Here is a 25,507-nt window from a genome sequence, read left to right as displayed (position 1 = left end):
CCTTCCTTCGGCGTCCAGAGCCTCAGCGTACCGGATACCCTTCTCACTTCTGCTTGCAAACCGGATAGGCTATCCGTTACGTTAACCGGACAGGCAATCCGTTTGAGCCGGATCTGCCGACCAGGACACCAGGAGAGGAACAACCATGACCGCACCTGTGAGCGTCCCGCCCGTCGCCGACGCCGCCCGCCGTGACATCCCCGCGTTCGTACGGCCCGGGGAGCGGATGATGTGGATCGGAGGCCGGCAGGTCGCCGCGGTCTCCGGACGCACGCTGCCGAACACCGACCCGGCCACCGAGGAGGCGCTGGCCAGTGTGCCGCGCGGCGAGGCGGCCGACGTCGACGCCGCGGTCCAGGCCGCACGCGCGGCGTTCACCGATCCCGCCTGGGCGGACATGAGCCCCGACCGGCGCGGCCGGATCCTGAACCAGATCGCCGACGTCATCGAGGAGCACGCCGACGAACTGGCCACCATCGACTCGGTCAACATGGGCGCACCCCGCATGCTGACCGCGCACATGCTGGCCGAGGCGAGTGAGGTCTTCCGCTACTACGCGGGCTGGCCCACCAAGCTGTCCGGCGTGAGCGTTCCCGCGGGCAAGGACCGCATGGCCTACACCCGCAAGGAGCCCCTCGGTGTCGTCGGCATCATCTGGGGCTGGAACGGCCCGATGGGCCAGCTGCCCGGCAAGCTCGCCCCCGCCCTGGCCGCCGGCAACACCGTCGTGCTCAAGCCGGCCGAGACCGCCTCGCTGAGCACGCTGCGCCTGGCCGAGCTGCTGGCCGGCACCGACCTGCCGGCCGGTGTCGTGAACGTCGTGACCGGCCTGGGCGCCGAGGCGGGCCAGGCGCTGGTCGCGCACCCCGGTGTCGCGAAGATCGCCTTCACCGGGTCGACCGCGACCGGCAAGCTGGTCCAGCGCCAGGCCACCGACACGCTCAAGCGCGTGACGCTCGAACTGGGCGGCAAGTCGCCGTCGGTCGTCTTCGCCGACGCCGACCTCGACGTCGCGGTCCGCGGCGTGGCGGCCGGCTTCCTGGGCAACGCGGGACAGGCCTGCGTCGCCGGATCACGGGTGTTCGTCGAGGAGAGCATCCGCGAGGAGTTCGTCGAGAAGTTGCTGAAGACGATGGAGGCGTTCGCCCCGGGCGACCCGCTGGCCCAGGGCACGCTGGTGGGACCGCTCTCCACCAAGGCGCAGTTCGACCGCGTCAGCTCCTACCTCGACATCGCCCGCGAAGAGGGCGCGAACGTGGTGACCGGCGGCGGGCGCTTCGGTGACCACGGATACTTCTTTGCCCCCACGCTCCTCGACGACGTCCACCCCGGCATGCGCGTGGTCCGCGAGGAGATCTTCGGCCCCGTCGGCGTGATCACCACCTTCACCGGCATCGACGACGCCATCGCCCAGGCCAACGACACCGACTACGGACTGGCTGCCTCCGTGTGGACCACCGACCTCACCACCGCGCACCGCATGGCCGCAGCCATCGAGGCCGGCACCGTCTGGATCAACACCTGGGCCGAGATGAGCACCGGCAACCTCCCCTTCGGCGGCTACAAGCAGTCCGGCCTGGGCCGCGAAGGCGGCCTGGAAGGACTCGACACCTACACCCAGGTCAAGACCGTCCGCATCGCGCTGTGATCACGCCACCTCACGCCCGAGCGGCCCGGCCGTCCTCCAGCGCGACAGGCGGATGTCGCCGCCGCTGCCGGCACGCCACCCGAGACACAAGCTAATTGCAGGACTATGGTTATTGCGAGTCATATGCAACTACGAGATTTCGAGGAGAGATGGCTCATGGGGCAGTACACCCTCCCGGACATGCCGTACGACTACGCGGCCCTGGAGCCCGCGATCACCGGCGAGATCCTTGAGCTGCACCACGCCAAGCACCACGCCGCCTACGTCAAGGGCGCCAACGACACCCTGGAGCGGCTGGCCGAGGCGCGCGACAAGGGCGAGTTCGGCGGGCTGGTGGGGCTGGAGAAGACGTACGCGTTCAACCTGTCCGGGCACGTCCTGCACACGATCTTCTGGCAGAACCTGTCCCCCGACGGCGGCGACCGCCCCGACGGCGAGCTCGGCGACGCCATCACCGAGCACTTCGGCTCCTTCGACGCCTTCAAGAAGCAGCTCACCACCGCCACCGCCACGGTGCAGGGCTCGGGCTGGGGCGTGCTGGCGTGGGAGCCGCTGGGCCGCCGCCTGGTCGTCGAGCAGGTCTACGACCACCACGGCAACGTCGGCATGAACACCACCCCACTGCTCGTCTTCGACGCCTGGGAGCACGCCTACTACCTGCAGTACCGCAACGTCCGCCCGGACTACGTGGAAAAGCTGTGGGGCCTGATCAACTGGAACGACGTCATCGCCCGTTACGACGCCGTCCGCGGCGTCTGACGCACCCCCATGCCGGCGACGTCCGCCTGGCCACAGCTTGGTCCGCGGGGCCAGGCGGGCGCCGCCCCCTTCCAGCGTGAATCCCGGAGCAAATGGAGCGAGCGCCTACCTCAACGGGAGCATTATGGGAGGATCTGCCGGGATGAGTCCATTTTCGGTGGTGCGGTGGTTGCGCGCGGCGAGCTTCGCCGCCGCGTGCGCCGGCCTGGCCACCCTTGGACACCTGGCCGGCGGCGGTGCATTCGATCCGGCGGCGGCGCTGGCCGGACTGCTGCTGCTCCTGCCGCCCGCGCTGGCGCTGACCAGACGCGAGCGCTCGCTGGGCCACATCCTGCCCGCGACGGCGTTGGCGCAGGTCCTCCTGCACGTCCTGCTCAGCCGGAGTGACGTCGTCCACGAGGCGATGGGGCACCAGGTCGCGGACCATCACGCCGCCTCGCCGGGCCTCGGCATGGTGCCCATGCACGCGCTCGGCGTGTTGCTGACCTCCGTGTGGCTGCGGTGGGTCGAGGAGGGCCTGTGCGCCCTGGTCCGGCAGCTTGCCGGGTGGGCGCTGCAACCGCTGCTGGTCCTGCTGTTCGTGGTCGCCGACTCGAGTTCGGCCCGGCCGCGCGCGAACGCGCCCAGAGGCGAGGACGAGACCTGCCGGGCCGCGCTCGTCCTGCGCTACGCCGTGGTACGGCGGGGACCGCCCGCCGGGGCCGGTCCCGCGGTGTCCGTGTGATCCGATGATCGTGTGCCGGCCGGCATCGCCCGTGCTGACGGGCCTGCCGTCGGCCTGCTCGCGTACGCGCTGATCACCTTCGTCTGCGGGACGTCGACGACCTGCCGGACCCGCGCAGGCCACCTCGTGGCCGGGCGCCGCTTCCGGCTACCTCCAGACTCCTTCCGACAGGAAGCACCTACCGATGCGCCTTCGTCGTTCCCGCCGACCCCTGGCCGCCGCGCTGTGCGCGCTCGCGGCCCTGACCGCCGCCGGCTGCGCCGGCTCCACCAGCGGCGCCTCCAGCCGGGCCGCCGCCCCCGCCGCTTCGGCGGCCGTGTCCGCCGGCCGTACCGGCTATCCCCTGACCTTCGACAACTGCGGCATGAGGCTCACCTTCGCCAAGCCTCCCGAGCGGGTGCTGATCCTCAACGGCACCAGCGTCGGCGAGGTGGAGAGCTTCATCATGCTCGGCCTGGAGAAGAACATCCTGGCCAACGTGCAGAGCTACGGCGTCTCCGACGACCCGTCGATGATCGGCAAGATCAAGGCCCTGCCGACCGGCGGGCTGAGCATGAACAAGAACTTCGACGTCCCCGCCGAGCAGGTGCTCAAGCTCAAGCCCGACCTGGTGGTGTCCACCTGGTCCGGCGGGTTCGACGCCAAGCGGGGCTTCGCCACCCGCGGGCAGCTCGCTGCCGCCGGCATCTCCTCGCTGGTCAACCCGACCAACTGCGCCATGGGCAAGCCCGAGGCGACCGAAGAGGAGAAGCGCGCCTACCGCAACCAGTCGATCAACTCCTCGCTGGAGTTCATCAGCCTGCTCGGCCGCGTCTTCGACGTGCAGCAGCGCGCCCTCGACCTGGTCGGCGAGCTGCGGACCCGCGTCGAGACGGTGCGCCGGCGCGTCGCGAGCCTGCCCGCCAGGAAGGTGCTCATCGCCTATCCCGGCATGTCCATGATGAACGCGAACGGGCTGCCCGCCGTGATGACCGGCGGCATCTACGACGACGTCATCAAGGCGGCCGGCGGCGTCAACGCCTTCGCCGGGCTGACGGCGGACGCCACCACGACCCTCAACAGGGAGCAGCTCGCCACCGCCCAGGTCGACGTCCTGGTGGTCGGCCTGTTCACGCCGGACGAGAAGGGAGACGAGGAGGCGGCCAGGATCTTCGCCGCCTACCCGCAGTGGGCCGCGTCGAAGTCCAGGACCTACACGGTGGTCTCCGACGGCGTCCACCTCGGCCCGCTCAACGCCCACGCGGTGGAGAAGATCTCCAAGGTGGTCCACCCCGGTGGCTGACACCGTGACCTCCGTGCGCGGCAGGACGCACCCCGTCTCCGGGCCGGCGACCGGGCTGCTGCTGGCGGCCCTGGTCGCCGCCCTGGTCGCGGCGCTGGTGTTAGGCATCTCCATCGGCTCGGTCAGCCTGCCTCTCGGCCAGGTCTGGGGCGTGGTCCTGGCCTACCTGACCGGCCACGGCGCGCAGGCCGACCCGCTGCTCGGCCAGGTGGTGTGGGAGATCCGCACGCCTCGGGCGCTGCTGGCAGCGCTCGCCGGGGCCGGCCTTTCCGTGGCAGGGGTGGCGTTGCAGGCCCTGGTGCGCAACCCGCTCGCCGACCCGTACGTGCTCGGCGTGTCCTCGGCCGCCTCGCTCGGCGCGGTGCTGGTCCCCGCCCTGGGCGGCACCGTCGTGGCGGGCGCGTTCGGCGTCACCGGCGCCGCCTTCGCCGCGGCCGTGGGCTCGGCGCTGCTGGTGTACGCGCTGGCGCAGCGTGCCGGGCGGCTGCTGGACTCCTGGCTGGTGCTGACCGGCGTCGCGATCGGCTACCTGTGCGCCGCGGCCACCACCTTCGTCCAGCTCCAGCTCAACCCCACCGAACTGCAGGGCATGATGTTCTGGCTGATGGGCAGCGTCGCCGGCGCGACCTGGGCCGACCTGGGCGTGCCCGCGCTGCTCGTCGTCTGCTGCCTGGCCTGGCTGGTGCTGCAGGCCCGGGCACTCAACGCGCTGACGGCCGGGGAGGACGCCGCGGTCGCCATGGGCGTGCCGGTGGCGGCGCTGCGGATCGGGCTGCTGGTGGCCGGATCCCTGCTGACGGCCACCGTGGTCAGCGTCGTGGGCGGCATCGGCTTCATCGGGCTGATGATCCCGCACATGGTGCGGTTCGTCGTCGGCGCCGACCATCGCCGGGTGCTGCCCGTCTCGCTGCTGACGGGGGCGCTGTTCCTGGTGCTGGTGGACCTGGCCGCGCGGACCGCCGACCCGCCCAACGAGTTGCCGGTCGGCATCTTCACCACCGGGCTCGGCGTGCCGTTCTTCCTGTGGCTGCTGCGCCGCCGCGCGAAAGGGGGCACCGATGCGGCTTGACCTCGCGGGTGTGAGCGCGTCCATCGACGCGCGCCCCATCGTGACCGACGTGCACCTGACGGCCGGGCCGGGCGAGTTCGTCGCGCTCATCGGCCCCAACGGCAGCGGCAAGTCGACGCTGCTGCGCACCGTGTACCGCTCGTTGCGGCCCTCGGCGGGCGCGGTCCGGCTGGACGGTCAGGACCTGTGGCGGATGCGGCCCCGCCACGCCGCCCGGCACCGCGCCGTGCTGCCGCAGCACGGCCAGGGCGGCGACGGCTTCTCCGTCGCCGAGATCGTCGCCACCGGCCGCCACGCGCACAAACGGCCGCTCGAACGCGACGGCGCCGCCGACCGCGCCGCGGTCGCCACGGCGCTGGAACGGGTCGGCATGGGCTGGGCCGCGGACCGGCTGATCTCCACCCTGTCCGGCGGGGAGCGGCAACGGGTGCTGCTGGCCCGCGCGCTGGCGCAGGAGGCGCCGCTGCTGGTCCTCGACGAGCCGACGAACCATCTGGACGTGGGATCGCAGCTCCTGCTGCTGGACCTGATCCGCTCGCTCGGCCTGACGCTGCTGGCCGCGCTGCACGATCTCGACCACGCCGCCTCCTACGCCGACCAGGTGGTCGTGCTCCGCGACGGCCGCGTCGCCGGGCACGGACCGCCCCTGGAGGTGCTGACCCCTGGCTTCATCGAGGAGGTCTTCGGCGTGCGCGCGTACGTCGGCCCGCATCCGATCACCGGCCGCCCGCACATCGCCGTGGCCTCACGGAAGGAGTGAGCACATGCGAGCTTCCAAGGTGCTGCCGTGGGTGACGACCGTCGCCCGGTGTTTCGGAGGCGGCGTCCGGCTCGGGGCGGGGCAGGAGCCGGCCTACCTGCTCGGCGCCTGGATCGTCCGGTTTCCCCCTGGCCGGTTCTCGCTGGACGGCGCCCTTCACCTGACCAGTGACGTTGATGATGAGGAGAACGAGCAATGACGGAGAACGAGCGCGCCAAGGGTCCCGCACGGCGCGAGAAGATCAAGGAACAGCAGGCGGCCGCCCGCGCCCGGGACAAGCGCCGGCGCCTGGTCACGTACCTCACGGCGGGCACCGTCGCCGTGGCGGCGGTCGGCGCCGGCGTGTGGTACGCCGCCGGCACGTCCCGTTCCGAGGAGGCGGGAGCCGGGCTCGCGCCGATCACCGTCCAGCCGGACGGGAGCGTCGTCATGGCCAAGGCGGGCGTCACCGCGCCGGTCGTCGACGTGTACGAGGACTTCCAGTGCCCGGCCTGCAAGGAGGCCGAGCGGGTCAGCGGGCAGACGTTCAAGAACCTCGCCGCCGAGGGCAAGGCGAAGGTCGTCTACCACCCGATCACGATCTTCTCCCAGGAGCCGACCCGGTCCAACTCCGTACGCGCGGGCAACGCCTCACGCTGCGTGGCCGACGGCAGGCAGTGGATGGCCTTCCACGACCTGCTCTTCGCCGGCCAGCCCGCCGAGACCGTCGAGGGCTTCACCGACGACCAGCTCCTGAGCTGGGGCAAGGAGGCGGGGGTGAGCGCGCCGGGCTTCGAACGGTGCGTCACCGGGCAGCAGCACGCCCAGGCTCACCTGACGTACAGCCAGAAGATCGGCGACGAGCAGAAGCTGTCCCACACGCCGACCGTGAAGCTGAACGGCACGGAGCTCGACAACGCGGTGGTGTTCAGTCCCGCGCAGCTACGGGACGAGGTGACGCAGGCCGCCCGGTGAGACCGATCCGACGGTGGTCGCGGCCACGCCGATCGCCCCTCAGCTCGCTTGCGTGGCGGCGTCCCGGTCGGCGACGTACGTGCAGCCACTGGCAGGGCTCTCGGTCGAGGCGATGACCGCGTCGAGGCGGTCACGGGTACGGGTCAGCCCGGCGATCTGGGCGTCGATGCGATCGCGTTCGGCGAACAGCCGGGCCCGGGACTCCGGAGTGCTGACCTTGGCCTCGACGCAGGGCAGCAACTCGGCGATGGTCCGGCTGGACAGGCCGGCCGCGTAGAGCATCTGGATCAGGTGGACCCGCTCGACCACCGATTCGGGATAGTGGCGCTGCCCGGAGGCGCTGCGGTGCGCCTCCAGCAGGCCCTGCTCCTCGTAGTAGCGCAGGGCCCGCACGCTGACGCCCGACCGCGCCGCCACCTCGCCGATCCGCATGGGTGACCTCCATCACAACACTTGCCTCTGACGTCAACGTCAGGTTTTAGCGTAGCGGCATGCAGATCAACGGAGCACATGTGCTGGTCACCGGCGCCAACCGCGGCCTGGGTCGGCAGTTCGTCCTGTCTCTCCTCGAACGCGGCGCCGGCAAGGTGTACGCCACCGCCCGCCGCCCTGACCTCATCGACGTACCGGGGGTCGTCCCGCTGCGCCTCGACATCACCGACCCGGCGTCGGTGGCCGCCGCCGCGGCGTCGGCGCCCGACGTCAAGATCGTCATCAACAACGCGGGCATCTCCACCGGCGCGAACCTGATCGCCGGAGACCTGGACACGATCCGCCGCGAGCTGGACACCCACTTCTACGGAACGCTCAACGTGATCCGCGCCTTCGCGCCCCAACTGGCCGACGGCGCGATCATGAACGTGCTGTCGGCGATCTCGTGGCTCGCCGTCGACGGCGCGGGCGCCTACCACGCGGCCAAGGCCGCCGAGTGGGCGCTCACCAACAGCGTCCGCCTGGAGCTGGCCCATCAGCGCACCCTGGTGACGGGGCTGCACCTGGGCGCCGCGGACACGGACATGATGGCCTGGTACGACGGCGACAAGGGCGACCCCGAGGTGATCGTCGCGGCGGCCCTGGACGGCATCGAGGCGCATCAGCCCGAGGTGCTCGCCGACGCCTGGAGCCGCCAGGTGAAGGCGTGGCTGCCGGAGGACCCGAGCGTCATCTACCGGGAAGCGGCGGCCGCCCTCACAGCCTGACCGGCGGGGCCGCGCGCCGGCGTTCGAGCAGGTCCCGCGCCTCCAGGAAGGGCGCGCGCAGGAAGGCCAGATGGTCATCCTGTCCGTGCCGATGGCAGACCCGCCCCGGCCACAGCCGCCGGCTCCGCTCGTCGATGTAGGCGAGCGACCCTTCGACGAGGTTCAGCATGTGCTCGACCGTACGGGGGTCGAAGCGTTCGTAGACCGCGCCGGTGCGCACGTAGACGGGCGAGGTGTGCGCCATGATCGGCCGCGCCCACACGTCGTGGTGCCGGGCGACGCCGGCGCCGGGCCCGTAGCAGCGGGCGGCGATCCAGGAGTCCTCGCCGACCGGCACGGCGGCGGTCAGTTCGAGTGTCCGCTCCGGCCGTGGGGTGCGGTGCTCGGCGACGACCTGGCCGTTGACGACGATCTCGACGCGGTCGACGGGGAAGATCGACTCCGCGCGTACGGCGACGTCGAGGGACGCCCCGGCCGGCGCCTGGAGCTCCTGGCCCGGCCGGTGACCGGCGATGTCGAGGCTCAGCAGGGGCCCGCTGGTCACGAAGGTGGCCCCCTCGCGCACGGCCCGGCACCACGTCCAGTAGTCCAGCTCCTCCTCCGGCGGCACGTGGGCGTAGGTGCGGAGGAGCCCGATCGGCACCTCGCTGCTCATCTTGTCCGTGCCGCCGACCAGCGTCACCCGGTAGCCGGCGTTGAGGTAGCGGTAGTACTCCTGGATGTTGTACGGGTCATAGGCGATCATCTCGACGGCGTCCAGCCGCCCGGTGGCGAGCAGGGCGGCGGCCTCCCCGTTCGGCACCGGGAAGTGCGCGAGGACGACCGTGCCGCCCTGCTCGTGGCATTCGTCGGCCCAGTGGGACAGCGTGGTCTCCAGGCCGCCGCCGAGCTCGGACTCCTCGGCGCCGCCGGTGCACCACGGCATGACCGGCCGGCGCAGGCCGAGCAGGTTGATGTGGCCCAGCATGCCGCTGCGGTTCTCCTGGCCGGCGAAGACGTGGGTGTGGCCGTCGGCGGAGGTGTGCGGGTGGCCGGTGAACTCCTCGGTGTTGGTGAACAGGTGTCCCCACTGGCTGAGCAGCAGGTTGGTGACGCGGACGTCCTCGCCGCGCGCTTCGAGCTCGGCGCCGAGCGTCGAGACGAAGTGCACGTGGGTGTCGCCGCTGTACCAGCCGGCGGCGGCCAGGTCGGTCAGCCGGGTCAGCGTCAGCTCCAGCTCGGCCTGGCCGGGCCGGATGGTGACGGTCGTGCGGAGCGGCTCGTACTCGAAGCCGCGCGCCGCCTCCACCGTGACCTCGCCCAGCGGCAGCCAGCCCTCGCAGGTGCCGTCGATGTAGGAGTAGGTGGTGGCGCCGAGCCGTACGTCGCCGCCGATGTCGAGGTTCCAGGTGTTGCCGTCGGAGTTGATGTGCCCGTGGTGGCCGTGCGGCGGGTACGGCACCCCGTCCGCCGACCGGAAGTGCACGCGGCACGGGACCGGCTCGCCGGTGGCCGCGTCGCGGACCACCGTCCGCACCCAGGCCCGCCCGGCGTCGGGCACCCGCCAGGTGACCGGGCCGTCCTCCAGGTGTCCGGCGGCGAGCAGCGCGCCCCAGTCGCAGGCGGCGAGCTCGGACGGGCCGCGCCTGAGGGTGAGGCGGGCCGAGGGGGTCGCGGCGACGCGTACGTACGCGCGGCCGTCCTCCTGCGGCGGCGCCCCCCAGCCGTCGCCGGCCTCGCCCAGCCGGCGGTAGAGGTACGTCGCCGAGCCGCGGTCGACGCTCACCGAAAGGTCCTCGGTGACCGGACCGGCCTGCGGGGCGAGGTCGACGAGCACGTCACGCCACACGGTGCGGCCGAAGGGGTCCTCGTCCAGCTCGCTGGTGGTCACGGCGCCCACGAGGACGGCGGGCCCGAGCGAGTCGAACCGCAGGGCGCGTACGGGCACGCCGGGGCGCGGGTTGCGGCAGGGCCACAGGTAGAACCGGTAGGGCAGCACGTACGGCGAGCGGGCCTGCGGGTCGTCGATGTCGACGAACCGCGCCCCGGCCGCGTCGTAACGGCCGTGGGTGCGCGGCATGAGCTGGTGCTGGGCGTCCGGGACCGCCAGGAACGGCGTCTGCCCCCAGTCCAGCGGGATCGCCCGGTCGCTCCACAGCCGCGGGGTGGGCCCGATCTCGAACCGCTGGCGGATCGGCAGCCGCTCGGTGTGCCCGTCCTCGTAGACCAGCGTGTACTGGGCGCAGACGTCGCCGACGCTCTGGCCGTCGAACAGGTCAGGCGACTCCAGGGCGTGGGCGACCACCATCCACTCGAAGGAGCGTTCCACGGGGACGGTGACCGGCGCGGACTCCACGCGCAGCAGCGCCTGGCCGCCTCGCTCGTCGCCGAACCGGAACGGGATGCCGTACAGCGTGCGTGACCCCAGCGGGTAGGACGCGCCGTCGTCTAGCACGGAGCGCGGCGCGTTGAACACCCCCGACAGGTCGACCGGCTGGTAGCCGCGGCCGTCACGCATGCTCGCCCGCCACGGCCGTCGGCTCGTCCACGGAGGTCTGGGCCAGCTCGGCGTACAGGTGCGGGGCGTGCGAGCGCAGGTGCAGCGCGCGGGCCACCCCCGCCGTGACCGCCACCACGGCGATCGCGATGATCACGACGTTGGTGAAGGTCCCCGCGCCGGTCAGCAGCGGCAGGTTGGTCAGGACGAGGACGAGCACCACGCTCAGCGCCACGAAGCTGAGCCCGGGGGCGATCGTGGTGCGGAAGACCCCCGCGTCGGCGCCCTGGCGGCGCAGGAACCGGATGACGGCCAGGCTGCACAGCGCCCACAGGGCGATGATGCCGAGGAACCCGAGTGCGCTCCCCCACAGCAGCAGGCCCAGGTAGGGGTCGCTTCCCGTGACGGCGAAGGTGACGACGGCGACCGCCGCGATGCCGGTCTGCAGCAGCCCGGCGGGCCAGGGCGCCTTGGTCCGCGGGTGCGTACGCCCCAGCGCCTTCGGCAGCAGCCCTTCGCGGCCGAGGGCGAAGAAGTAGCGGTTGGCGGCGTTGTGCAGCGCCAGCAGGGCGGCGAACGCGCTGGTCAGCAGCAGTACGTTCATCACCTCGACGATCGGCGCGGGGACGTAGCGGGTGAAGACGGTGACCACGAGGTTGACCGGGTCGGCCTCGGCCGCGGCGGCGATCTTGTCCGATCCGTACGCGATGACGACGATCCAGGTGATGAAGGCGTAGAAGACGGCGATGAAGCCGACGGCGATGTAGGTCGCCCGCCGGACCGTCCTGATGCCGCCCCGCGCCTCCTCGCTGAAGATCGCGGTGGCCTCGAAGCCCATGAAGGCACCGGCCACGAGGGCGAACATGGCGGCGTTGTCCGGGGCGAGCACGGTCGCCGGGGAGAAGGACGTGGCGGCCCAGTCGCCGCTGCCCCCCTTGATCAGGACGTACACGGCCAGCACCACCAGGACGGCGGTCTCCAGGACGAGCAGGACGCCGAGGATGCGGGCGCTGGTGTGGATGCCGCGGTAGCCGAGCCAGGCGACGAAGACCAGGCCGGCCAGGGCGAAGACGTACCAGGGCACGTCCAGCCCGAAGTAGTGCGCGAAGGTGGTGTTGGCGTAGACGCCGAGGGCGCCGTACGTGCTGATCTGCAGCGCGTTGTACGCGGCCACCGCCAGCATCGCCGCGCCCGAGCCGACCGGCTTGCCGAGCCCGCGCGAGATGGTCGCGTAGAACGCTCCAGCATTACGGACATATCGGCTCATGGTCATGAACCCGACGGCGAACAGCGCCATGACCACCCCGGCGACCAGGTATCCGCCGGGGACGGCCGCGCCGCCCTTGAGGAAGTGCAGCGGGGCGACGGCGACGATGAGCGTCAGGGGCGCGAGCGCCGCCAGGACGGTGAACACCAGGTCCTTGGTCCCCATCGCGTTGCCCGCGAGGGCGTGCGCGCGTTGGCCGCTGGCCTGAGCTGGCATGATGGCGCTCCTTACTTCGGCGCTTTGGGGGGTCGGCCGATAAGGGGGGAGCCTACGGTCGGCCCCGGCGGCTGGACGAGGGACGATCCGTCCAGGCGGGCGCGAGGCCGCTGTGCGTTCCGTACAACCTGGTCAGAGCTCCTCGATGGCCCGCAGCGCGAGATAGAGCTCCATGCGCGTGTCCGCGTCGGCCAGGCGGCAGCCGAGAGCGGTCTCGATCTGGCCGACGCGGTGGCGCACGGTGTTGCGGTGCACGCCGAGCTCCTCGGCGGCCCGGTCCCAGTGGCCGTTGTGCCGCAGCCAGACCCGCAACGTCGCGAGCAGGTCGCCGGCGTCCTGCTGACGGCGTTCGCGCAGGGGGCGGAAGCGGCGGTCGGCGTAGTCGCGCAGGCGGCTCATGTCCAGCGCGGCGGCGAGCCCGTCGACCTCGGCACCGCTCACCACGGACGAGCCCTGGAACAGGGCGGTGCGCAGGAGCCGCGCGGCCTCGTCGTGGGCCTCGCCCAGCCGCCCGGCCGGGTACGCGGAGCTGATCCCGGCCGTCCAGCCCGCCCGCGAGAGATCATCGGTGAGCTTGGCCAGCGGCTCGGACTCCGGCACCAGCGCCACGTACACCTCGCCGTCGCGGTCCACGAACGGGGAGCCCAGCAGCGACGCCAGCTCGCCGAGCCCGGCCCGGCCGCCGCCGGTGGCGCGGGCGCAGACGATCCGCCAGCGGGTGTCCTCGACCCCGAAGACCTCGGCCGCGTGCCGGTCCCAGCGGGAGGAGCCGGGGGCGAGCGCCTGGGCCAGCGCCACCCGGCCGATCCGATGGGCGGGCCAGTGGTCCACCGGATCGGGCAGCAGCAGGCCCAGCAGGGACGCCGCCGTGGTGATGACCGCGTGGTCGGTGATCCCGGCCATGACCGGAGCGCCGACCGCCAGCGCGTAGCCGGTCGGCAGCGGGCCCGCCACCGACTGGATCATGACCCGCTGGTCGGCCGAGCTCATGGTGGCGCTCGCGGGGCTCGTGCTGGCGCAGACGCGGCCCAGGGCGACCCGCACGTCGTCGCCGAACCGGGGGCGGCCCCCGGTCCACTCCCTGCCCCTGACCTGGTCGGCCAGCAGCGCCCATCCTCCTACGTGCGTGGCCAGCAGCTCCAGCGTCCTGACGAGCGGCGACGGGCCCGCGGCGGTCCTGATCAGGGCGCGCTGCGCCTCGGTGAGCCGCCTGATCTCCGACAGCTCGGCGGACAGCAGCTCGCCGTAGAGCACCTCGGCGCAGGACTCGAACGTCACCGCGGGCGCGACCTCCAGCAGGGGGAGGTCGTTCGCCCGGCAGGCCGCCACGAGTTCGGGCGGCACCTGGTCGAAGACCGGCGTCACGCCGAAGCCCAGGGCCGCGACGCCGGCCGCCTTGACCCGCGTCACGTAGCCGGCGCAGGCGTCGGGCCGCAGGCTGGTGCCCGCCAGCAGCAGCAGCTCGCCGCCCTGCAGGAATTGGGACGGGTCGGGCAGCTCGCTCACGTGCACCCAGCGGATGGGGACGTCGAGACGGTCCGCGCCCGCGAGCACCCGCAGCCCCAGCCGGGCGACGAACATGTTCAGCGGCACCATGGCGCCACGCTAGCCGTCCGCCCGACCTGCTCCGACCAGGGCGGACTCACCTGGTGACGGCGAGGAAGACCTTCTCGCTGGGCTCCAGGGTGATCCAGTCACCCTGGAAACCCTGCGGGACGTAGAACGCCTCGCCCGCGCCGAACTCCCTGCTGCGCCCCTCCGCGTCCCGCACCGCGACCCGGCCCTTGAGGATCACGCAGATCTCGTCGTAGGGCCAGGAGTCGAAGCGCACCGCGCCCGGCTCGCCCGTCCAGTAGCCGCCGGTGAAGGAGGTCGCCTCCCCGCCGAAGACCCGGAACTCCTCCTCGGTCCACGCCTCCGACAGCAGGTGGTAGTCGGCGAGCGGGGGCACGAACCGGGCGCCGGCTCCGGCGTGGATCGCGCGTACCTGGTCGATGCTCATTCCGCGGCTCCAAAACGGCGCAGCACGTTGTGCGTGATGCGTTCCACGAACGGGTCGCCCAGGCTGAGCACGTGCGCCCACTCCGTGCTGCCCCCGTTGAACACCTCGCCGTCGCCGCGGGTGAAGGCCGCGATCATGCCGGCGCCGCGCATCTCGCCTTCGTGCACGTACGCGGGCAGGTCGTCGCCCAGGTCGGCGTTGTAGGCGTAGACCTCCTCCTCGGGGCCGCCGATCGGCACGCGCCCGCCGAAGCGGTCCTCCTCGCCCCGCACCGCCGGCGCGAGCGCGAGAATCTCCAGCGTCTCGGGCGCGCCGTCCTCGAACGTCGGGTACGGCAGCCCGCGCCGGAAGGTGTACTCCACCGAGTCGAGCTCGAAGGCGGCCAGGAACGACGGCGGGCCGCCGAGCAGGTCGCCGTAGTAGAGGTCGGTGCCCTCCATCGCCCAGTGGTGCGGCCGGTAGACGGTGAAACCGCCCGACGAACGCGGGGCGGCCACGCCGTAGCGGTTGTAGATGCCGCCCAGGCCGTTGAGCCCCATGGTGGTCGCGCCCGGCCGGCCGACCGACTTGGCCTCCCACACGGTCGTGGCCAGGTGGGGCGTCCGCGCGGCCTCCGGGTCGGCGGAGGGCAGCCGGTAGCAGTACTGCGTGGCGCCGTCGTCGCTGAGCCGGACCTGCCACTGGTAGTTGCCGCCGAACCTGGCCAGCCTGCCGCCCGCGTCCACGAAGGCGTCCACGGTGTCGCGCATCCGCCACGACCAGTACTCGTCGTGGCCGACCACGATCGCGCAGGCGTACCCGTCCAGCGCCTGCGGGTCGAAGTGCAGGTCGTGCTGGGTCAGATAGTCCAGCTCGTAGCCGTTGCGCTCGGCCCACACCACGAAGTGCCGCTCGTAGGTGGCCCAGAACGCGTCGGCGTGGTGGCGGCTGTAGCCGAACAGCCGCGCCCACTCGTAGGAGGGGTAGCGCGGGGCGCCGTACATCGGCAGCGTGCCCGTGTTGGCCTCCCTCGGCGCGCCCGCCGGCTTGCGGATCATGCCGCGGGCGATGGGACGCTGCGTCGAGGCCAGCGGCGAGCCGGCGTCGGCGCGGGGGTCGTCGCCGAGCCCCCGGTAGTGGTTGGCGCCGCCCCAGTCGTTGTAGGCCAGCATCGTGCTGGTGGTCAGCACCAGCGCGGCGCGTGCGCGCCGCTCGGCGGGCGCCTTGACCACGAAGAAGTGCTCGCGTTCCCACAGCTCGCCGGCAGGGGTGGTCGCGCGTACGGTCACGATGTAGAAGCCGCTGCGCCAGTCGGCCGGGATCTCCAGCTCCAGCCCCGCGGGCCAGCCGCAGCCGGTGGCGTGCGCGTCGGACGGCGCCTCGAAACGCCCGGCGGACAGGCCCTCGCGCGCCCACACGACCTGCGGCTCCAGCCCGTCGCGCAGCACCTCCAGGTCGAAGGACGGGACGCTCGCGCTGAGGTGGAACCGTACGGTCTCTCCAGGGAAATAGGAGAACTTGTCGGTGTAGCACCAGACCTCGGCGGCATCCGGCGCCGCGAACGCGCGTTCGGACGGCCACCCCTTCGGGGACCATGCGAAAGCGGCCGGCAGCCCGGCCCGCTCGATCGTGTCGTCCACGACCCTCCTTCATTCGTACGGGTCTCCGAGCTTATGAACCAGGGTTTCTGCCGAAATGAACGACTCGCACAACCCCGGTGGACACTTCGGCCAAAGAGAGGCCGGATCGGCCGCCCGTAGTCTCGGCGTGCCTACGGAAGGACTGATCGAAGATGACCGAGCCTCGGGGGCCCGTCGACTCCTCCCGCGTCCCGCGCTTCGCCGGACCGGCGACCTTCGCCAGGCTGCCCCGCCTGGACGAGGTCGGGCACGCCGACGTCGCGGTCGTGGGCGTGCCGTTCGACAGCGGCGTCTCCTACCGGCCCGGGGCGCGCTTCGGCCCCTCGGCCGTGCGTGAGGCCAGCCGTCTGCTCCGGCCGTACCATCCCGGCCTGGACATCTCGCCGTTCGCGGCCCAGCAGGTCGCCGACGGCGGCGACGTGGCGTGCAACCCGTTCGCCATCGACGAGGCCGTGACCACCATCGAGGAGGCCGCCTCCGGCCTGGGCGCGGACGGGACCCGGCTCGTCACGATCGGCGGCGACCACACGATCGCGCTGCCGCTGCTGCGCGCCGCCGCCCGCCGGCACGGGCCGGTCGCGCTGCTGCACTTCGACGCGCACCTCGACACGTGGGACACCTACTTCGGCGCCGAGTACACCCACGGGACGCCCTTCAGGCGGGCCGTCGAGGAGGGCCTGCTCGACACCGAGGCGGTCAGTCACGTGGGCACGCGCGGCCCGCTGTACGGCAAGAGCGACCTCGACGAGGACAAGCGCCTCGGGTTCGGCATCGTCACCAGCGCGGACGTCATGCGCCGGGGCGTGGACGAGGTCGTGGACGCCCTGCGGCAGCGCATCGGCGACCGGCCGCTGTACGTCTCCATCGACATCGACGTGCTCGATCCGGCGCACGCGCCCGGCACCGGCACCCCCGAGGCCGGCGGCCTGACCAGCCGCGAGCTGCTGGAGATCCTGCGCGGCCTGGCCGGCGCGAACCTCATCGGCGCGGACGTCGTCGAGGTGGCGCCGGCCTACGACCACGCCGAGATCACCGCGGTCGCCGCCTCCCACGTCGCCTACGACCTGGTCACCCTCATGGCGGCCCGCCCCCGCGAAGGAGCCTGACATGCCGGACATCACCTACGCCGTCGTCGACCCGGCCACCGGCGAGACGGTCGCCACCTACCCGACCGCCACCGACGCCGTCATCGACGACGCGCTCGCCGCCGCCCACCGGGCGGGCGCCCGCATCGGCACCGTCGCCGACCGCGCCGCCCTCCTGCGCAAGGTCGCGGACCTGCACCGCGAGCGCCGCGCCGACCTCGCCGCGACCATCGTGCGGGAGATGGGCAAGCCCCTGGAGGAAGCCGAAGGCGAGATCGACTTCTGCGTCGACATCTACACCTACTACGCCGACCACGCCGCCGCCTTCCTCGCCGACGAGCCGATCGACATCGGCGCCGGGCAGGGCGGCGCGGTCGTGCGCCGCAGCCCGTTCGGCGTGCTGCTGGGGATCATGCCGTGGAACTTCCCCGCCTACCAGGTGGCCCGCTTCGCCGCTCCCAACCTCGCCGCAGGCAACACCATCCTGCTCAAGCACGCGCCGCAGTGCCCCGCCTCCGCCGCCGCGCTGGAGCAGATCTTCCTGGACGCCGGCTTCCCCGAAGGCGCCTACGTCAACATCTACGCCACCCACGAGCAGATCGCCCGCCTCATCGCCGACCCGCGGGTGCGCGGCGTCTCCCTCACCGGCTCGGAACGGGCCGGCGCCGCCGTGGCCGAGATCGCCGGACGCCACCTCAAGAAGGTCGTGCTCGAACTCGGCGGCTCCGACCCCTTCATCGTCCTGTCCACCGACGACCTCGACGCCACCGTGGACCAGGCCGTCGCCGCCCGCCTGGACAACACCGGCCAGGCGTGCAACGCCGCCAAGCGGTTCATCGTCACCGAACCCCTCCACGCGGACTTCGTGGCGAAGTTCACCGACCGGCTGCTCGCCCGCTCACCCGACGCCCCGCTGTCCTCCCAGGCCGCCGCCGACCACCTCGCCCGCCAGGTCGACGCCGCGGTGGCCCAGGGCGCCACCTTGTCCACCGCGGGCCAGCGGCGGGGGGCGTACTTCCCTGCCGGCGTCCTGACCGGGGTCACCACCGAGCACGACGTCGCCCACCAGGAGCTCTTCGGCCCGGTCGCCATGATCTTCGCAGCCACCGACGAGGAGGACGCCGTCCGGATCGCCAACGACACCCCGTACGGCCTCGGCTCCTATGTCTTCACCACCGATCCCGAGCAGGCCGAACGCGTCGCCGACCGCATCGAGGCGGGCATGGTCTTCGTCAACGGCGTCCTGGCCGAGAGCGCGGAGCTGCCGTTCGGCGGCGTCAAGCGCTCCGGCTTCGGCCGCGAGCTCGGCCGCCCCGGCATCGAGGAGTTCGTCAACAAGAAGCTGATCCGCACCCTCGTACGAGGGTGAGCTGCCGCAGGCACCGGAGCAGGACCGGCGGCCGGTCAAGATGCGGCTTCGAGCAACTTCTTGACCGTCGCCACCCGGTCCGGCAGCTTGCCTGGAGCGATCGGCACGCACTCGTAGCCGAGTGAGCTGTAGGTGTCCTGGTGGATCTGCTCGAACCGCAGCGACTCCTCGAAGGTGATCAGACGCGCGTCGGTCGGTGTGACGAACCCGAGGCTCTGCACGAAGAACACCTTCTTGGCGTAAATCCGTTGTGCCTGGATGCGTTCCAATTCGCGGGACAGAGCCGGCGAGACGGGATGGCCGAGATAAGTGGCCAGGGCATACGTGCAGACGGGCGACCGGTCGTAGATCTGCACATCACCGGGAAGGGCCGCGGCCTGTTCCTGCCGTCGGCGCTGCAAGGCGGCGACCGCCCCCACGAAGGACGGCTTCGTCCACGGCTCGGGTTCACCCCGAGCCTGCTCCAGGGCGATGACGTCTGTCGCCGCCTCTTCGACGACGGTGTAGCCGTCACACTCCAGCCATCGCAGGATCGCCGTCTTCCCGGCTCCAGGGGTGCCGGTCAAGATGTAGCGCTTCATCAATCGCCTCCGTATGTCTTGTACATGGACGCCGCCCACATCACTACAGCAGCGCTTGTTTCCTCACGGTTTGCGACGCCGACCCGATCGGGGGTGGAAACAGGGAGGAAACCCCGCTTGGTCTAGGCATGAGCCCGAACGCCGCGGCCGGCGCCACCGCTGGACCGCGAGACTCCGACGGAAGGAACTTTTCGTGAATCGTGCGACAGCGGCCGGCCTCGCCGGGCTGGCCTGCGCCATGCTGACGCTGAGCACCCTGCCCGCCGCGGCGGACCCCGCCGCGAACCGGGGTCGACTCGGCGACGTGCAGCGGGCGCTGGCGGCCCTGGCCAAGTCTCCGCAGGTGGTGGGCGCCATCGGCGAGGTCTACGTCGACGGCAGGCGCGTCGGCAAGGGCTCCGCCGGCACCCGCCTGCTGAACGGCAAGGGCGGCAGGATCCCGGCCGGGTCACGCTTCCGGGTCGGCTCCCAGACCAAGCAGATGACCGGCGTCGTGGTACTGCAATTGGTCGAAGAGGGCAAGCTCAAGCTCGACGACAAGCTCAGCGACCTGCTCCCGGAGACCGCCGGGAAGGACCTGGTGGAACGGGCCGGCGAGATCACCTTGCAGCAGCTCATCCAGCACACCTCCGGCATCCCCAACTTCTTCGACGACAAGCTGGTCGACACCTTCGACTTCACCACCCACTACCCGCCCATGGAGCTGGTGAAGAAGTCGCGCACCCTGCCCCGGACCCAGGAACCGGGAGAGAAGTTCTCCTACTCCAACACCAACTACATGCTGCTGGGTCTGATCATCGAGAAGATCACCGGGCACAGCCTGGCGGCCGAGTTCGAGCGGCGCGTCTTCGACCCCGTCGGCATGGACGACTCCTACCTTCCCACCAGGTTCCCCGACGGCATCAAGGGCCCGCACGGCCACGGCTACTTCCCGGACAGCACGGGCGAGCCGCGCGATGTGGACCGGCTCAACATGAGCTACGGGTACGCGGCCGGCGGCGTCATCTCGACCGCGCACGACATCAGCGCCTTCCAGCGGGCCTTCGCCCAGAACCGGCTGCTGCCCGAAGAGCTGAAGAAGGTGCTCATGGGACCGCGCAGAAGCGCGCCACAGCCGTCGGGGCAACCGTCCGAGGGTGGGGGCGGCCAGCAGCAGCCCGCGGTGCCGTGCGGGGGCGAGCCGGTGATCATGTCGCTCAAGGGCAGCGCCCCTGGCTTCAACGCGGTCACCTTCACCTCGCCCGACGGCCGGATGCAGTTCGCCCTGTCAGCCACACTGGCCGTCTCCAACATCGACGAATCGGTGGATCCACTCCTGGTCAAGGCCGCCGAAGCGGTCTTCTGCCCACAGAAGTGACAAAAGGCCTGAAACAGGGATAACAGCGAGGAAAACAGCGACTCTGCCACGCTCCAGCCCTCGACAGATTCCACGAAAAGGGCAGACAGAGTGACTGGAGTCAGCAGAAGAGCCGTGCTCACCGCCGATGCGCGGCGCTCGCCGCACCGGCGGCCCCGGCGAGCGCCGTGTCCGCGCAGGAGCGCGGCGCCGACCTCATCGACCACGACCCGGAGGTGAGCGTCGGCGTGCTGCAGGCCGTCCTCATGACGCCGCTGCACCGCGGCCGGCTGGCCCGTCCGGACCCTCGACCGGCTCATCGACGTCGTCGCCACCGGCCTCACCCGTCCCGAGCAGTGGCGAGGTGGCCAGAGGAGGCGCGCCGGCAGCGGCAGCCGGTGGTGCGACAGGATGCGCCCTTCCCGGCGCGCTTGAACCCGTGTGACTTCCGTCTCACCACGCAACCTGGACAGCGAGTACGCATGGAAGAGATATGCGATTCGCGAGTCAACGAGCGGTGGAGAAACCGGCGCCACCGCCGCAAGGAGTGCCGCCTTCTGAGGCTGTGCTGGCCGAACTGTTCCTGACCCAGCGGCTGGGCCTGGTCCGGTTGGCGTACCTCCTGACGGGAGACCAGGAAACGGCCGAGGACGTCGTCCAGGACGCCTTCACCGCACTGCACCGCCGGTGGGACCGGCTGTCCGACCACGATCGAGTCCTGCCCTACCTGCGGACGAGCGTGGTGAACGGATGCCGCATGATCCACCGCCGCCGCTCCATCATGAGCCGGTTCACCGGCGACCGGCAGACGCCGTCCCGGTCAGCCTCCGCGGAAGCGGCCACGCTGCTCGGGGAGACGCGCCGGGAGGTGTCGGCGGCCGTACGCGCTCTGCCCCGCCGCCAGCGAGAGGCCGTGGTGCTGCGCTACTACCTCGGCCTGTCGGAGGCGGAGATCGCCGAGACGATGGGAATCAGCCGCGGCACCGTGAAATCGACCGTCTTTCGAGCCCTGAAGGCACTCACCGTCAAACTGGAGGGAAAGCGATGACGTCATGGCTCGAAGACCGGCTCCGCGATGCTCTGACGGCCGACGCCGAGCAGATCCGCCAGGAAACCCTGCGCCCCGCCGAGCAGGCGGCGCCGCGAACCAGGACCGTCGTTCCCCAACGCCGGTTCGCCCTGGCGGTCCCGTTCGCGGCCGCGCTCGTCGTCGCGGTCATCGGCACGGTCGCCGCCATCGTGGCCGCGACAGCAGGCACAACTCCGGCCGTGCCCGCGACGAGCCCTCTCGCCGGTCCCCGCTTCCTGCTGACCGCCGCCAACGACGGCGTGACGGTCCACGACGCCCGCACCGGAAAGATCACCAGCCGGCTCGCCCTGCCCCCGACCCCGCAGGGCAGCTTCCGCGAGCCCGGCGGCTATCTGCTCGCCGGCGCCGGCGACGGCGCGACCTTCTACGTCGCCCAGAGCGTGCAGTCCCGCGAGACGCAGGTGAGCAGCACGAAGTTCTACCGAGCCCGGATCGATGACCAAGGGAGGGTGGCCGAGCTGGTCCGCGACCTGATCCCCGAAGTGACCGGCACGACGGCGAGCTCCCTCGCCGTCACCCATGACGGCACTCGCCTCGCCTACAGCCTCGACGGCAAGGTGTGCGGCCAAGGGAAAACGCTGCGCTTCTGCCCCGGAGCCCAGCTCACGGTCGTCGATCTGCCCACGGGAACGACCCGGACCTGGACGACGAACGCCGCAGAACAGATCGAAAGCCTCTCCTGGACCGCCGACCGCCGCACACTCGGTCTCGTGGTCAAAACCGAGTCCCGGATTCTGGACACCACCGCCCCCGGCACCACACTCGCGTCCAGCAAGGTCATAGCTCCAGGCACGCAGGCCACCACGGCGACGATCAGCCCGGACGGCCGCAGCATGCTGATCGGCCACAGCCGACCGCCCCGCTACACCGTGGACGAGTACTCCGTCCCGGACGGCCGCAAGATCCGCACCCTCGTGAGCAGGAGCCACCACGGCGACAACATGGCGCGCTGGAACCTGATCCGCTACGACGCCACCGGGCACCATCTGCTGCTCGCGGGGAACTTCGAACCCCTGAGCAGAGTCGACGACGGCCGGATCACACCCCTGCTCCGCCCCGGAACTCCCCAGCCCTTGGGGTCCCGACCAGAGATCGCGGCGGCCTGGTAACCAGCGGCAGCCTTCACCTCGGCGCACCGGGTGCGCGCGTCCACCTCGGCCTGGTTGCGTTCGGCCCGCGCCAGGTCGCGGTGGCCGGTGGCCAGGTATCGAATGCCGTCGAATTGCATGATTCGGATGGACTGAATGAGGATGTTCGCCTCCGCCGTCTCCCCCTCGAAGCCCCGAGTCGGCATACTCATCTCACGCGCGTGGACGGGGCTGGGGGCAGGCATCAGGGTCAACCGTGACTACGTGAGGGAGCTTCGATGACAGCGTTCATCGGATTCTTCGGGGCGATCCTCGGCGCTCTTGCCGGAGCGATCGCCACTTACCTTACGGCGCGCTCCAACATGAGGCTCGCATGCTTCCAAGTGCCTGCCTCGGTATTGGCGTCCGATGAAAGAAGAGCCGAAACGAGAAGATTTACAGCAGTACATGCGGAACTTCCATGATTGGTACTTCGGCGAGGACGCCGGAGGAATGTTCCTCACCCTGGCCGCGAAAGACGTCTACACTCGCCTGCTCAACCTGCTCGCGGAAGCGGCGTTCAAGGGCGGAGACGGGCCCGACGGCGACTCTCGTCTCACCGAGACGGAATCAGAGGCGCTACGCCAACTGGCCGGCGAACTTCGACGTCAACTTGCTGTGGATGTCGGAGCCGCGCACCCGCCACGCCTGCACTGGACCCGGCCAGGCCCGCAGGCGCCACCACCGAGTTTCGACTCCTGACAGCCGCCAGGCCACGTGCACTGCCAGGAGCGTCCGTCGTATTCGACGGCGAACGGGACCGCGTGCGGAAGCGGTACGCCCCACACCTGCTGACCAAATCCACACAGAGCGTTGAGACCGGTGGTGAGGCTCGCCACATGGCCTACCACGGCGACTGCTTCGCCCGGATGCTGAGCAGCGATCGAGGTGAGGGTGCCGACGATCCGCGCGGTGACCGCGTGCCCGTCCTCTCCGTCGCTCACCGCTTCTTCAAGGTTTCCGTCCACGATCCACGAGCGGAGAACGGCCGACGCCGACCTCGACAAGATCTGGAAGAGGTACGACATCGGCCTTGAGCGTTCGTGTCATGATCTCGGCGGTTTGGCGCGCCCGAACCGCAGTGCTGGTGTATATCCGCGATATCCCCTCCTTCATCAAACGTGCCGCTGCCTCACCAGCTTGCAGACGTCCTTTTGCGGTGAGGCTCGCGAGGGGAAGCGCGCCGGCGGCGCCGGCTATGACATTCTCGGATTCCGCGTGGCGCAGGCATAGCAGCCGGACATGATCACTCATGGCTCGACCCTATGACCGAGCCTCCGTGTTGACCACGCCTTCGGACCGGTCGCGCGGCGTTGTCGGCGCCACGAACAGGCGCGGCGGCCGGTTGTCCTCGAGGACCACGAGGTCGGTGAACGTTCCACCGACATCCGTGCCGACGAAGAACCGCACGGCGGTGTCCGTCGTTGTTCCCACACTGGGCTCCCTACAGATTCGGCGCAGCGACAGCGAAGATGTGTCGTGCATGTAGCCGCTGAGTGACGGCTGTTTTGCGCTGCGCCCACTCTGTAATGACTGGAACGTCCCGACAATGGAGCAATCCGCACAGCGGACCGGGACCGAAGAGGTCCGGCGTCACCGCACGCTGGGACCCTGACCGCCCTCCCGCTCTCGATCGCCCATCGCCTGCCGAGCCGATCAAAAGGTGGACAAGGTACCAACCGGTCGGTATTTTCGCCGGCATGAGGCTGGAACGCCGCACTTGGCGGACGCTGGAGCCGTTGCACGGCATGATCTACTTCTCCCCGGAGGCGGATGCCGCTTACAAGCAGCTCGGACTGACCGGCCGGATGGGGTACTTCGCATCCAGGGCGGCCGCGTTCGGCCCGGTTCCCGCGGAGGCGGTGATCGCCACTTTCTACAACTTCAATCCGCAGGTGGTCCATCAGGCGATACCGGCCGCTTGGCACCTCGCTTCCCCGGCCGACATCCTGGACGCCCGGCTGAACGCAGTCGACACGACCTTGCGCCAGGTGCTCGGCGACGTGGTCGATTCACCGGAGATGTCTCATGCCGCCGCGCTGGCCCGGGAGGCGGCCCAAGCCATCTCGGGCGAGCTGAGCGGGCGGCCTCTGTACGCCGCGCACGCCGCACTTCCCTGGCCCACCGCCCCGCACCTGGTTCTCTGGCACGCCGCGACCTTGCTGCGCGAGTTCCGCGGTGACGGCCATCTGGCCGCCCTGCTGGCCGCCGGGCTCAGCGGAATCGAAGCCCTCGTCACCCACGCCGCCACCGGCGCCGTCCCGGCCGAGACGCTCCGGGTCACCCGCGGCTGGACCGAGACCGACTGGGCGGCCGCTGAGCGCAGGCTGGAGGAACGCGGCTGGCTCCGCGACGGCTCCTTGACCGAGCAGGGCCGCAGGGAACGTGAAGGGATCGAAGAGGCGACCGACCGTATGAGCACGGCCCCCTACGCCGCGCTCGGCGACGATCGCTGTCAAGAACTGTGCGTCCTGGCGCGCCCTTGGAGCAAACAAGTGGCGGCCGAGCTGATGTCCTGGGCCGCGGCCCGCAACTCCCGGGATCCCCGAACGCCACGAACGGACTGATCATCGTCCCACCCAACCGAGCGACGTCACTCCCGCGAGGCCGCCGTGACGCTCTTCGCCTGGCTGTCCGTGAAGCGCCCTTGATCCAGACCTAGCACACCAGCCCAGCAGCGTTACTGAAAGCGTCAGGCCATAGCGCTCAGCAACCGCCCCACGTTCGAGCTCGCACCGCCTGCGGTACTGCTGCGGCCCTCACCGCCCATGAGCAGGCATCGGAACTGTGCCGACAGACGCCGGCGCGCTCGCTGAGAGGGAAGATTTGGCTCTTCAGCGTCGCGAGCCTGGACGCGGCAGGGTGTCGACGGCCTCGGCGAAGGCACGGATGAGCGGGTTGGTGTCAGTGGCGCGCCAGGCGAAAGCCCATCGAACGGGCAGGG

At 71.0% G+C, this 25,507-nt stretch carries 26 protein-coding genes; 16 read left to right on the top strand and 10 right to left on the bottom strand.

The genetic code is table 11. The annotated features are described in order from the left end of the window. Positions 1 to 145: 145 nt before the first annotated feature. The 8 genes from ACBR40_RS07505 (at position 146) to ACBR40_RS07470 (ending at position 7,196) form a co-directional block, all read left to right on the top strand. On the top strand, positions 146 to 1,648 hold the full coding sequence (locus ACBR40_RS07505) for an aldehyde dehydrogenase (RefSeq protein ID WP_371248025.1): 1,503 nt from the start codon (positions 146 to 148) through the stop codon (positions 1,646 to 1,648). A gap of 156 nt (positions 1,649 to 1,804) precedes the next feature. Continuing rightward, positions 1,805 to 2,407 (top strand): superoxide dismutase, encoded by a 603-nt coding sequence (locus ACBR40_RS07500; protein ID WP_371248024.1) that lies wholly within the window; start codon positions 1,805 to 1,807, stop codon positions 2,405 to 2,407. Positions 2,408 to 2,549: 142 nt separating this feature from the next. Then, entirely contained in the window at positions 2,550 to 3,131 is a 582-nt protein-coding gene (locus ACBR40_RS07495) for a hypothetical protein (RefSeq protein ID WP_371248023.1), read from the top strand. A 184-nt stretch (positions 3,132 to 3,315) separates the two neighbouring features. After that, a complete protein-coding gene (locus ACBR40_RS07490; protein WP_371248022.1) occupies positions 3,316 to 4,413 on the top strand; it encodes an ABC transporter substrate-binding protein in 1,098 nt (365 codons plus the stop codon). Further along, positions 4,406 to 5,482, top strand: coding sequence for a FecCD family ABC transporter permease (locus tag ACBR40_RS07485; RefSeq protein ID WP_371248021.1), 1,077 nt, complete (start codon positions 4,406 to 4,408; stop codon positions 5,480 to 5,482). Before ACBR40_RS07490 ends, ACBR40_RS07485 begins: the two co-directional genes overlap by 8 nt. Continuing rightward, positions 5,472 to 6,242 (top strand): ABC transporter ATP-binding protein, encoded by a 771-nt coding sequence (locus ACBR40_RS07480; protein ID WP_371248020.1) that lies wholly within the window; start codon positions 5,472 to 5,474, stop codon positions 6,240 to 6,242. Before ACBR40_RS07485 ends, ACBR40_RS07480 begins: the two co-directional genes overlap by 11 nt. A 4-nt stretch (positions 6,243 to 6,246) precedes the next feature. Beyond that, a complete protein-coding gene (locus ACBR40_RS07475; protein WP_344207561.1) occupies positions 6,247 to 6,441 on the top strand; it encodes a hypothetical protein in 195 nt (64 codons plus the stop codon). Further along, a complete protein-coding gene (locus ACBR40_RS07470) occupies positions 6,438 to 7,196 on the top strand; it encodes a DsbA family protein (RefSeq protein ID WP_371248019.1) in 759 nt (252 codons plus the stop codon). Before ACBR40_RS07475 ends, ACBR40_RS07470 begins: the two co-directional genes overlap by 4 nt. Before the next feature lie 39 nt (positions 7,197 to 7,235). On the opposite strand, the gene ACBR40_RS07465 is transcribed toward ACBR40_RS07470, so the two are convergent. Further along, entirely contained in the window at positions 7,236 to 7,628 is a 393-nt protein-coding gene (locus tag ACBR40_RS07465; RefSeq protein WP_344207563.1) for a MerR family transcriptional regulator, read from the bottom strand. Between the two features lie 59 nt (positions 7,629 to 7,687). On the opposite strand from ACBR40_RS07465, the gene ACBR40_RS07460 reads away from it, so the two are divergent. Further along, entirely contained in the window at positions 7,688 to 8,395 is a 708-nt protein-coding gene (locus ACBR40_RS07460) for an SDR family oxidoreductase (protein WP_371248018.1), read from the top strand. Here ACBR40_RS07460 and ACBR40_RS07455 read toward each other — a convergent pair. From ACBR40_RS07455 to ACBR40_RS07435, 5 genes are all read right to left on the bottom strand, one after another. Next, positions 8,385 to 10,892: a CehA/McbA family metallohydrolase gene (locus ACBR40_RS07455; protein ID WP_371248017.1), complete on the bottom strand. Its 2,508-nt coding sequence runs from the start codon at positions 10,890 to 10,892 to the stop codon at positions 8,385 to 8,387. The two genes, ACBR40_RS07460 and ACBR40_RS07455, sit on opposite strands and share 11 nt — an antisense overlap. Continuing rightward, positions 10,885 to 12,354 (bottom strand): APC family permease, encoded by a 1,470-nt coding sequence (locus ACBR40_RS07450; RefSeq protein ID WP_371248016.1) that lies wholly within the window; start codon positions 12,352 to 12,354, stop codon positions 10,885 to 10,887. Before ACBR40_RS07450 ends, ACBR40_RS07455 begins: the two co-directional genes overlap by 8 nt. A 132-nt stretch (positions 12,355 to 12,486) precedes the next feature. Beyond that, on the bottom strand, positions 12,487 to 13,950 hold the full coding sequence (locus tag ACBR40_RS07445; RefSeq protein WP_371248015.1) for a PucR family transcriptional regulator: 1,464 nt from the start codon (positions 13,948 to 13,950) through the stop codon (positions 12,487 to 12,489). A gap of 46 nt (positions 13,951 to 13,996) precedes the next feature. Beyond that, on the bottom strand, positions 13,997 to 14,356 hold the full coding sequence (locus ACBR40_RS07440; RefSeq protein WP_371248014.1) for a cupin domain-containing protein: 360 nt from the start codon (positions 14,354 to 14,356) through the stop codon (positions 13,997 to 13,999). Further along, complete coding sequence (locus ACBR40_RS07435; RefSeq protein WP_371248013.1) at positions 14,353 to 15,975, bottom strand: N,N-dimethylformamidase beta subunit family domain-containing protein; 1,623 nt, start codon at positions 15,973 to 15,975, stop codon at positions 14,353 to 14,355. The genes ACBR40_RS07440 and ACBR40_RS07435 overlap by 4 nt, the downstream gene beginning before the upstream one ends. A 152-nt stretch (positions 15,976 to 16,127) precedes the next feature. Here ACBR40_RS07435 and speB point away from each other — a divergent pair, with 152 nt between their 5' ends. Both speB and ACBR40_RS07425 read left to right on the top strand, forming a co-directional pair. Then, positions 16,128 to 17,081, top strand: a complete 954-nt coding sequence (gene speB, locus ACBR40_RS07430; protein WP_344207572.1) for an agmatinase — start codon at positions 16,128 to 16,130, stop codon at positions 17,079 to 17,081. 1 nt (position 17,082) lies between these two features. Further along, a complete protein-coding gene (locus tag ACBR40_RS07425) occupies positions 17,083 to 18,429 on the top strand; it encodes an NAD-dependent succinate-semialdehyde dehydrogenase (RefSeq protein WP_371248012.1) in 1,347 nt (448 codons plus the stop codon). Positions 18,430 to 18,464: 35 nt separating this feature from the next. Here ACBR40_RS07425 and ACBR40_RS07420 read toward each other — a convergent pair whose 3' ends face one another. Further along, on the bottom strand, positions 18,465 to 19,010 hold the full coding sequence (locus tag ACBR40_RS07420; protein ID WP_371248011.1) for an AAA family ATPase: 546 nt from the start codon (positions 19,008 to 19,010) through the stop codon (positions 18,465 to 18,467). A gap of 193 nt (positions 19,011 to 19,203) precedes the next feature. On the opposite strand from ACBR40_RS07420, the gene ACBR40_RS07415 reads away from it, so the two are divergent. The 4 genes from ACBR40_RS07415 to ACBR40_RS07400 all read left to right on the top strand — a co-directional run bounded on the left by ACBR40_RS07415 (position 19,204) and on the right by ACBR40_RS07400 (position 23,265). Further along, entirely contained in the window at positions 19,204 to 20,367 is a 1,164-nt protein-coding gene (locus ACBR40_RS07415) for a serine hydrolase domain-containing protein (RefSeq protein ID WP_371248010.1), read from the top strand. 544 nt (positions 20,368 to 20,911) lie between these two features. Then, a complete protein-coding gene (locus ACBR40_RS07410) occupies positions 20,912 to 21,394 on the top strand; it encodes a SigE family RNA polymerase sigma factor (protein WP_344207576.1) in 483 nt (160 codons plus the stop codon). Further along, on the top strand, positions 21,391 to 22,545 hold the full coding sequence (locus ACBR40_RS07405) for a hypothetical protein (RefSeq protein ID WP_371248009.1): 1,155 nt from the start codon (positions 21,391 to 21,393) through the stop codon (positions 22,543 to 22,545). The genes ACBR40_RS07410 and ACBR40_RS07405 overlap by 4 nt, the downstream gene beginning before the upstream one ends. A 387-nt stretch (positions 22,546 to 22,932) precedes the next feature. After that, on the top strand, positions 22,933 to 23,265 hold the full coding sequence (locus ACBR40_RS07400) for a hypothetical protein (RefSeq protein ID WP_371248364.1): 333 nt from the start codon (positions 22,933 to 22,935) through the stop codon (positions 23,263 to 23,265). Here the strand turns inward: ACBR40_RS07400 and ACBR40_RS07395 are convergent. From ACBR40_RS07395 to ACBR40_RS07385, 3 genes are read right to left on the bottom strand one after another with little or no spacing between them, the layout of a single operon-like run. Beyond that, positions 23,172 to 23,591, bottom strand: a complete 420-nt coding sequence (locus ACBR40_RS07395) for a histidine phosphatase family protein (RefSeq protein ID WP_371248008.1) — start codon at positions 23,589 to 23,591, stop codon at positions 23,172 to 23,174. The two genes, ACBR40_RS07400 and ACBR40_RS07395, sit on opposite strands and share 94 nt — an antisense overlap. Continuing rightward, the gene (locus ACBR40_RS07390) at positions 23,515 to 23,817 is read right to left on the bottom strand and encodes a histidine phosphatase family protein (protein ID WP_371248007.1); all 303 of its coding nucleotides are present in this window, start codon (positions 23,815 to 23,817) and stop codon (positions 23,515 to 23,517) included. Before ACBR40_RS07390 ends, ACBR40_RS07395 begins: the two co-directional genes overlap by 77 nt. 9 nt (positions 23,818 to 23,826) lie before the next feature. Then, positions 23,827 to 23,973: a hydantoinase/oxoprolinase N-terminal domain-containing protein gene (locus ACBR40_RS07385; protein ID WP_371248006.1), complete on the bottom strand. Its 147-nt coding sequence runs from the start codon at positions 23,971 to 23,973 to the stop codon at positions 23,827 to 23,829. A gap of 290 nt (positions 23,974 to 24,263) precedes the next feature. Here ACBR40_RS07385 and ACBR40_RS07380 point away from each other — a divergent pair, with 290 nt between their 5' ends. Continuing rightward, entirely contained in the window at positions 24,264 to 25,130 is an 867-nt protein-coding gene (locus ACBR40_RS07380; protein ID WP_344207603.1) for a hypothetical protein, read from the top strand. Positions 25,131 to 25,507: the final 377 nt, after the last annotated feature.

The sequence above is a fragment of the Nonomuraea sp. AD125B genome, assembly GCF_041402765.1.
Classification (GTDB): Bacteria; Actinomycetota; Actinomycetes; order Streptosporangiales; family Streptosporangiaceae; genus Nonomuraea; species Nonomuraea bangladeshensis.
The sequence above is the reverse complement of the archived record's forward strand: the minus strand, read 5'-3'. Positions and strand labels throughout refer to the sequence as shown.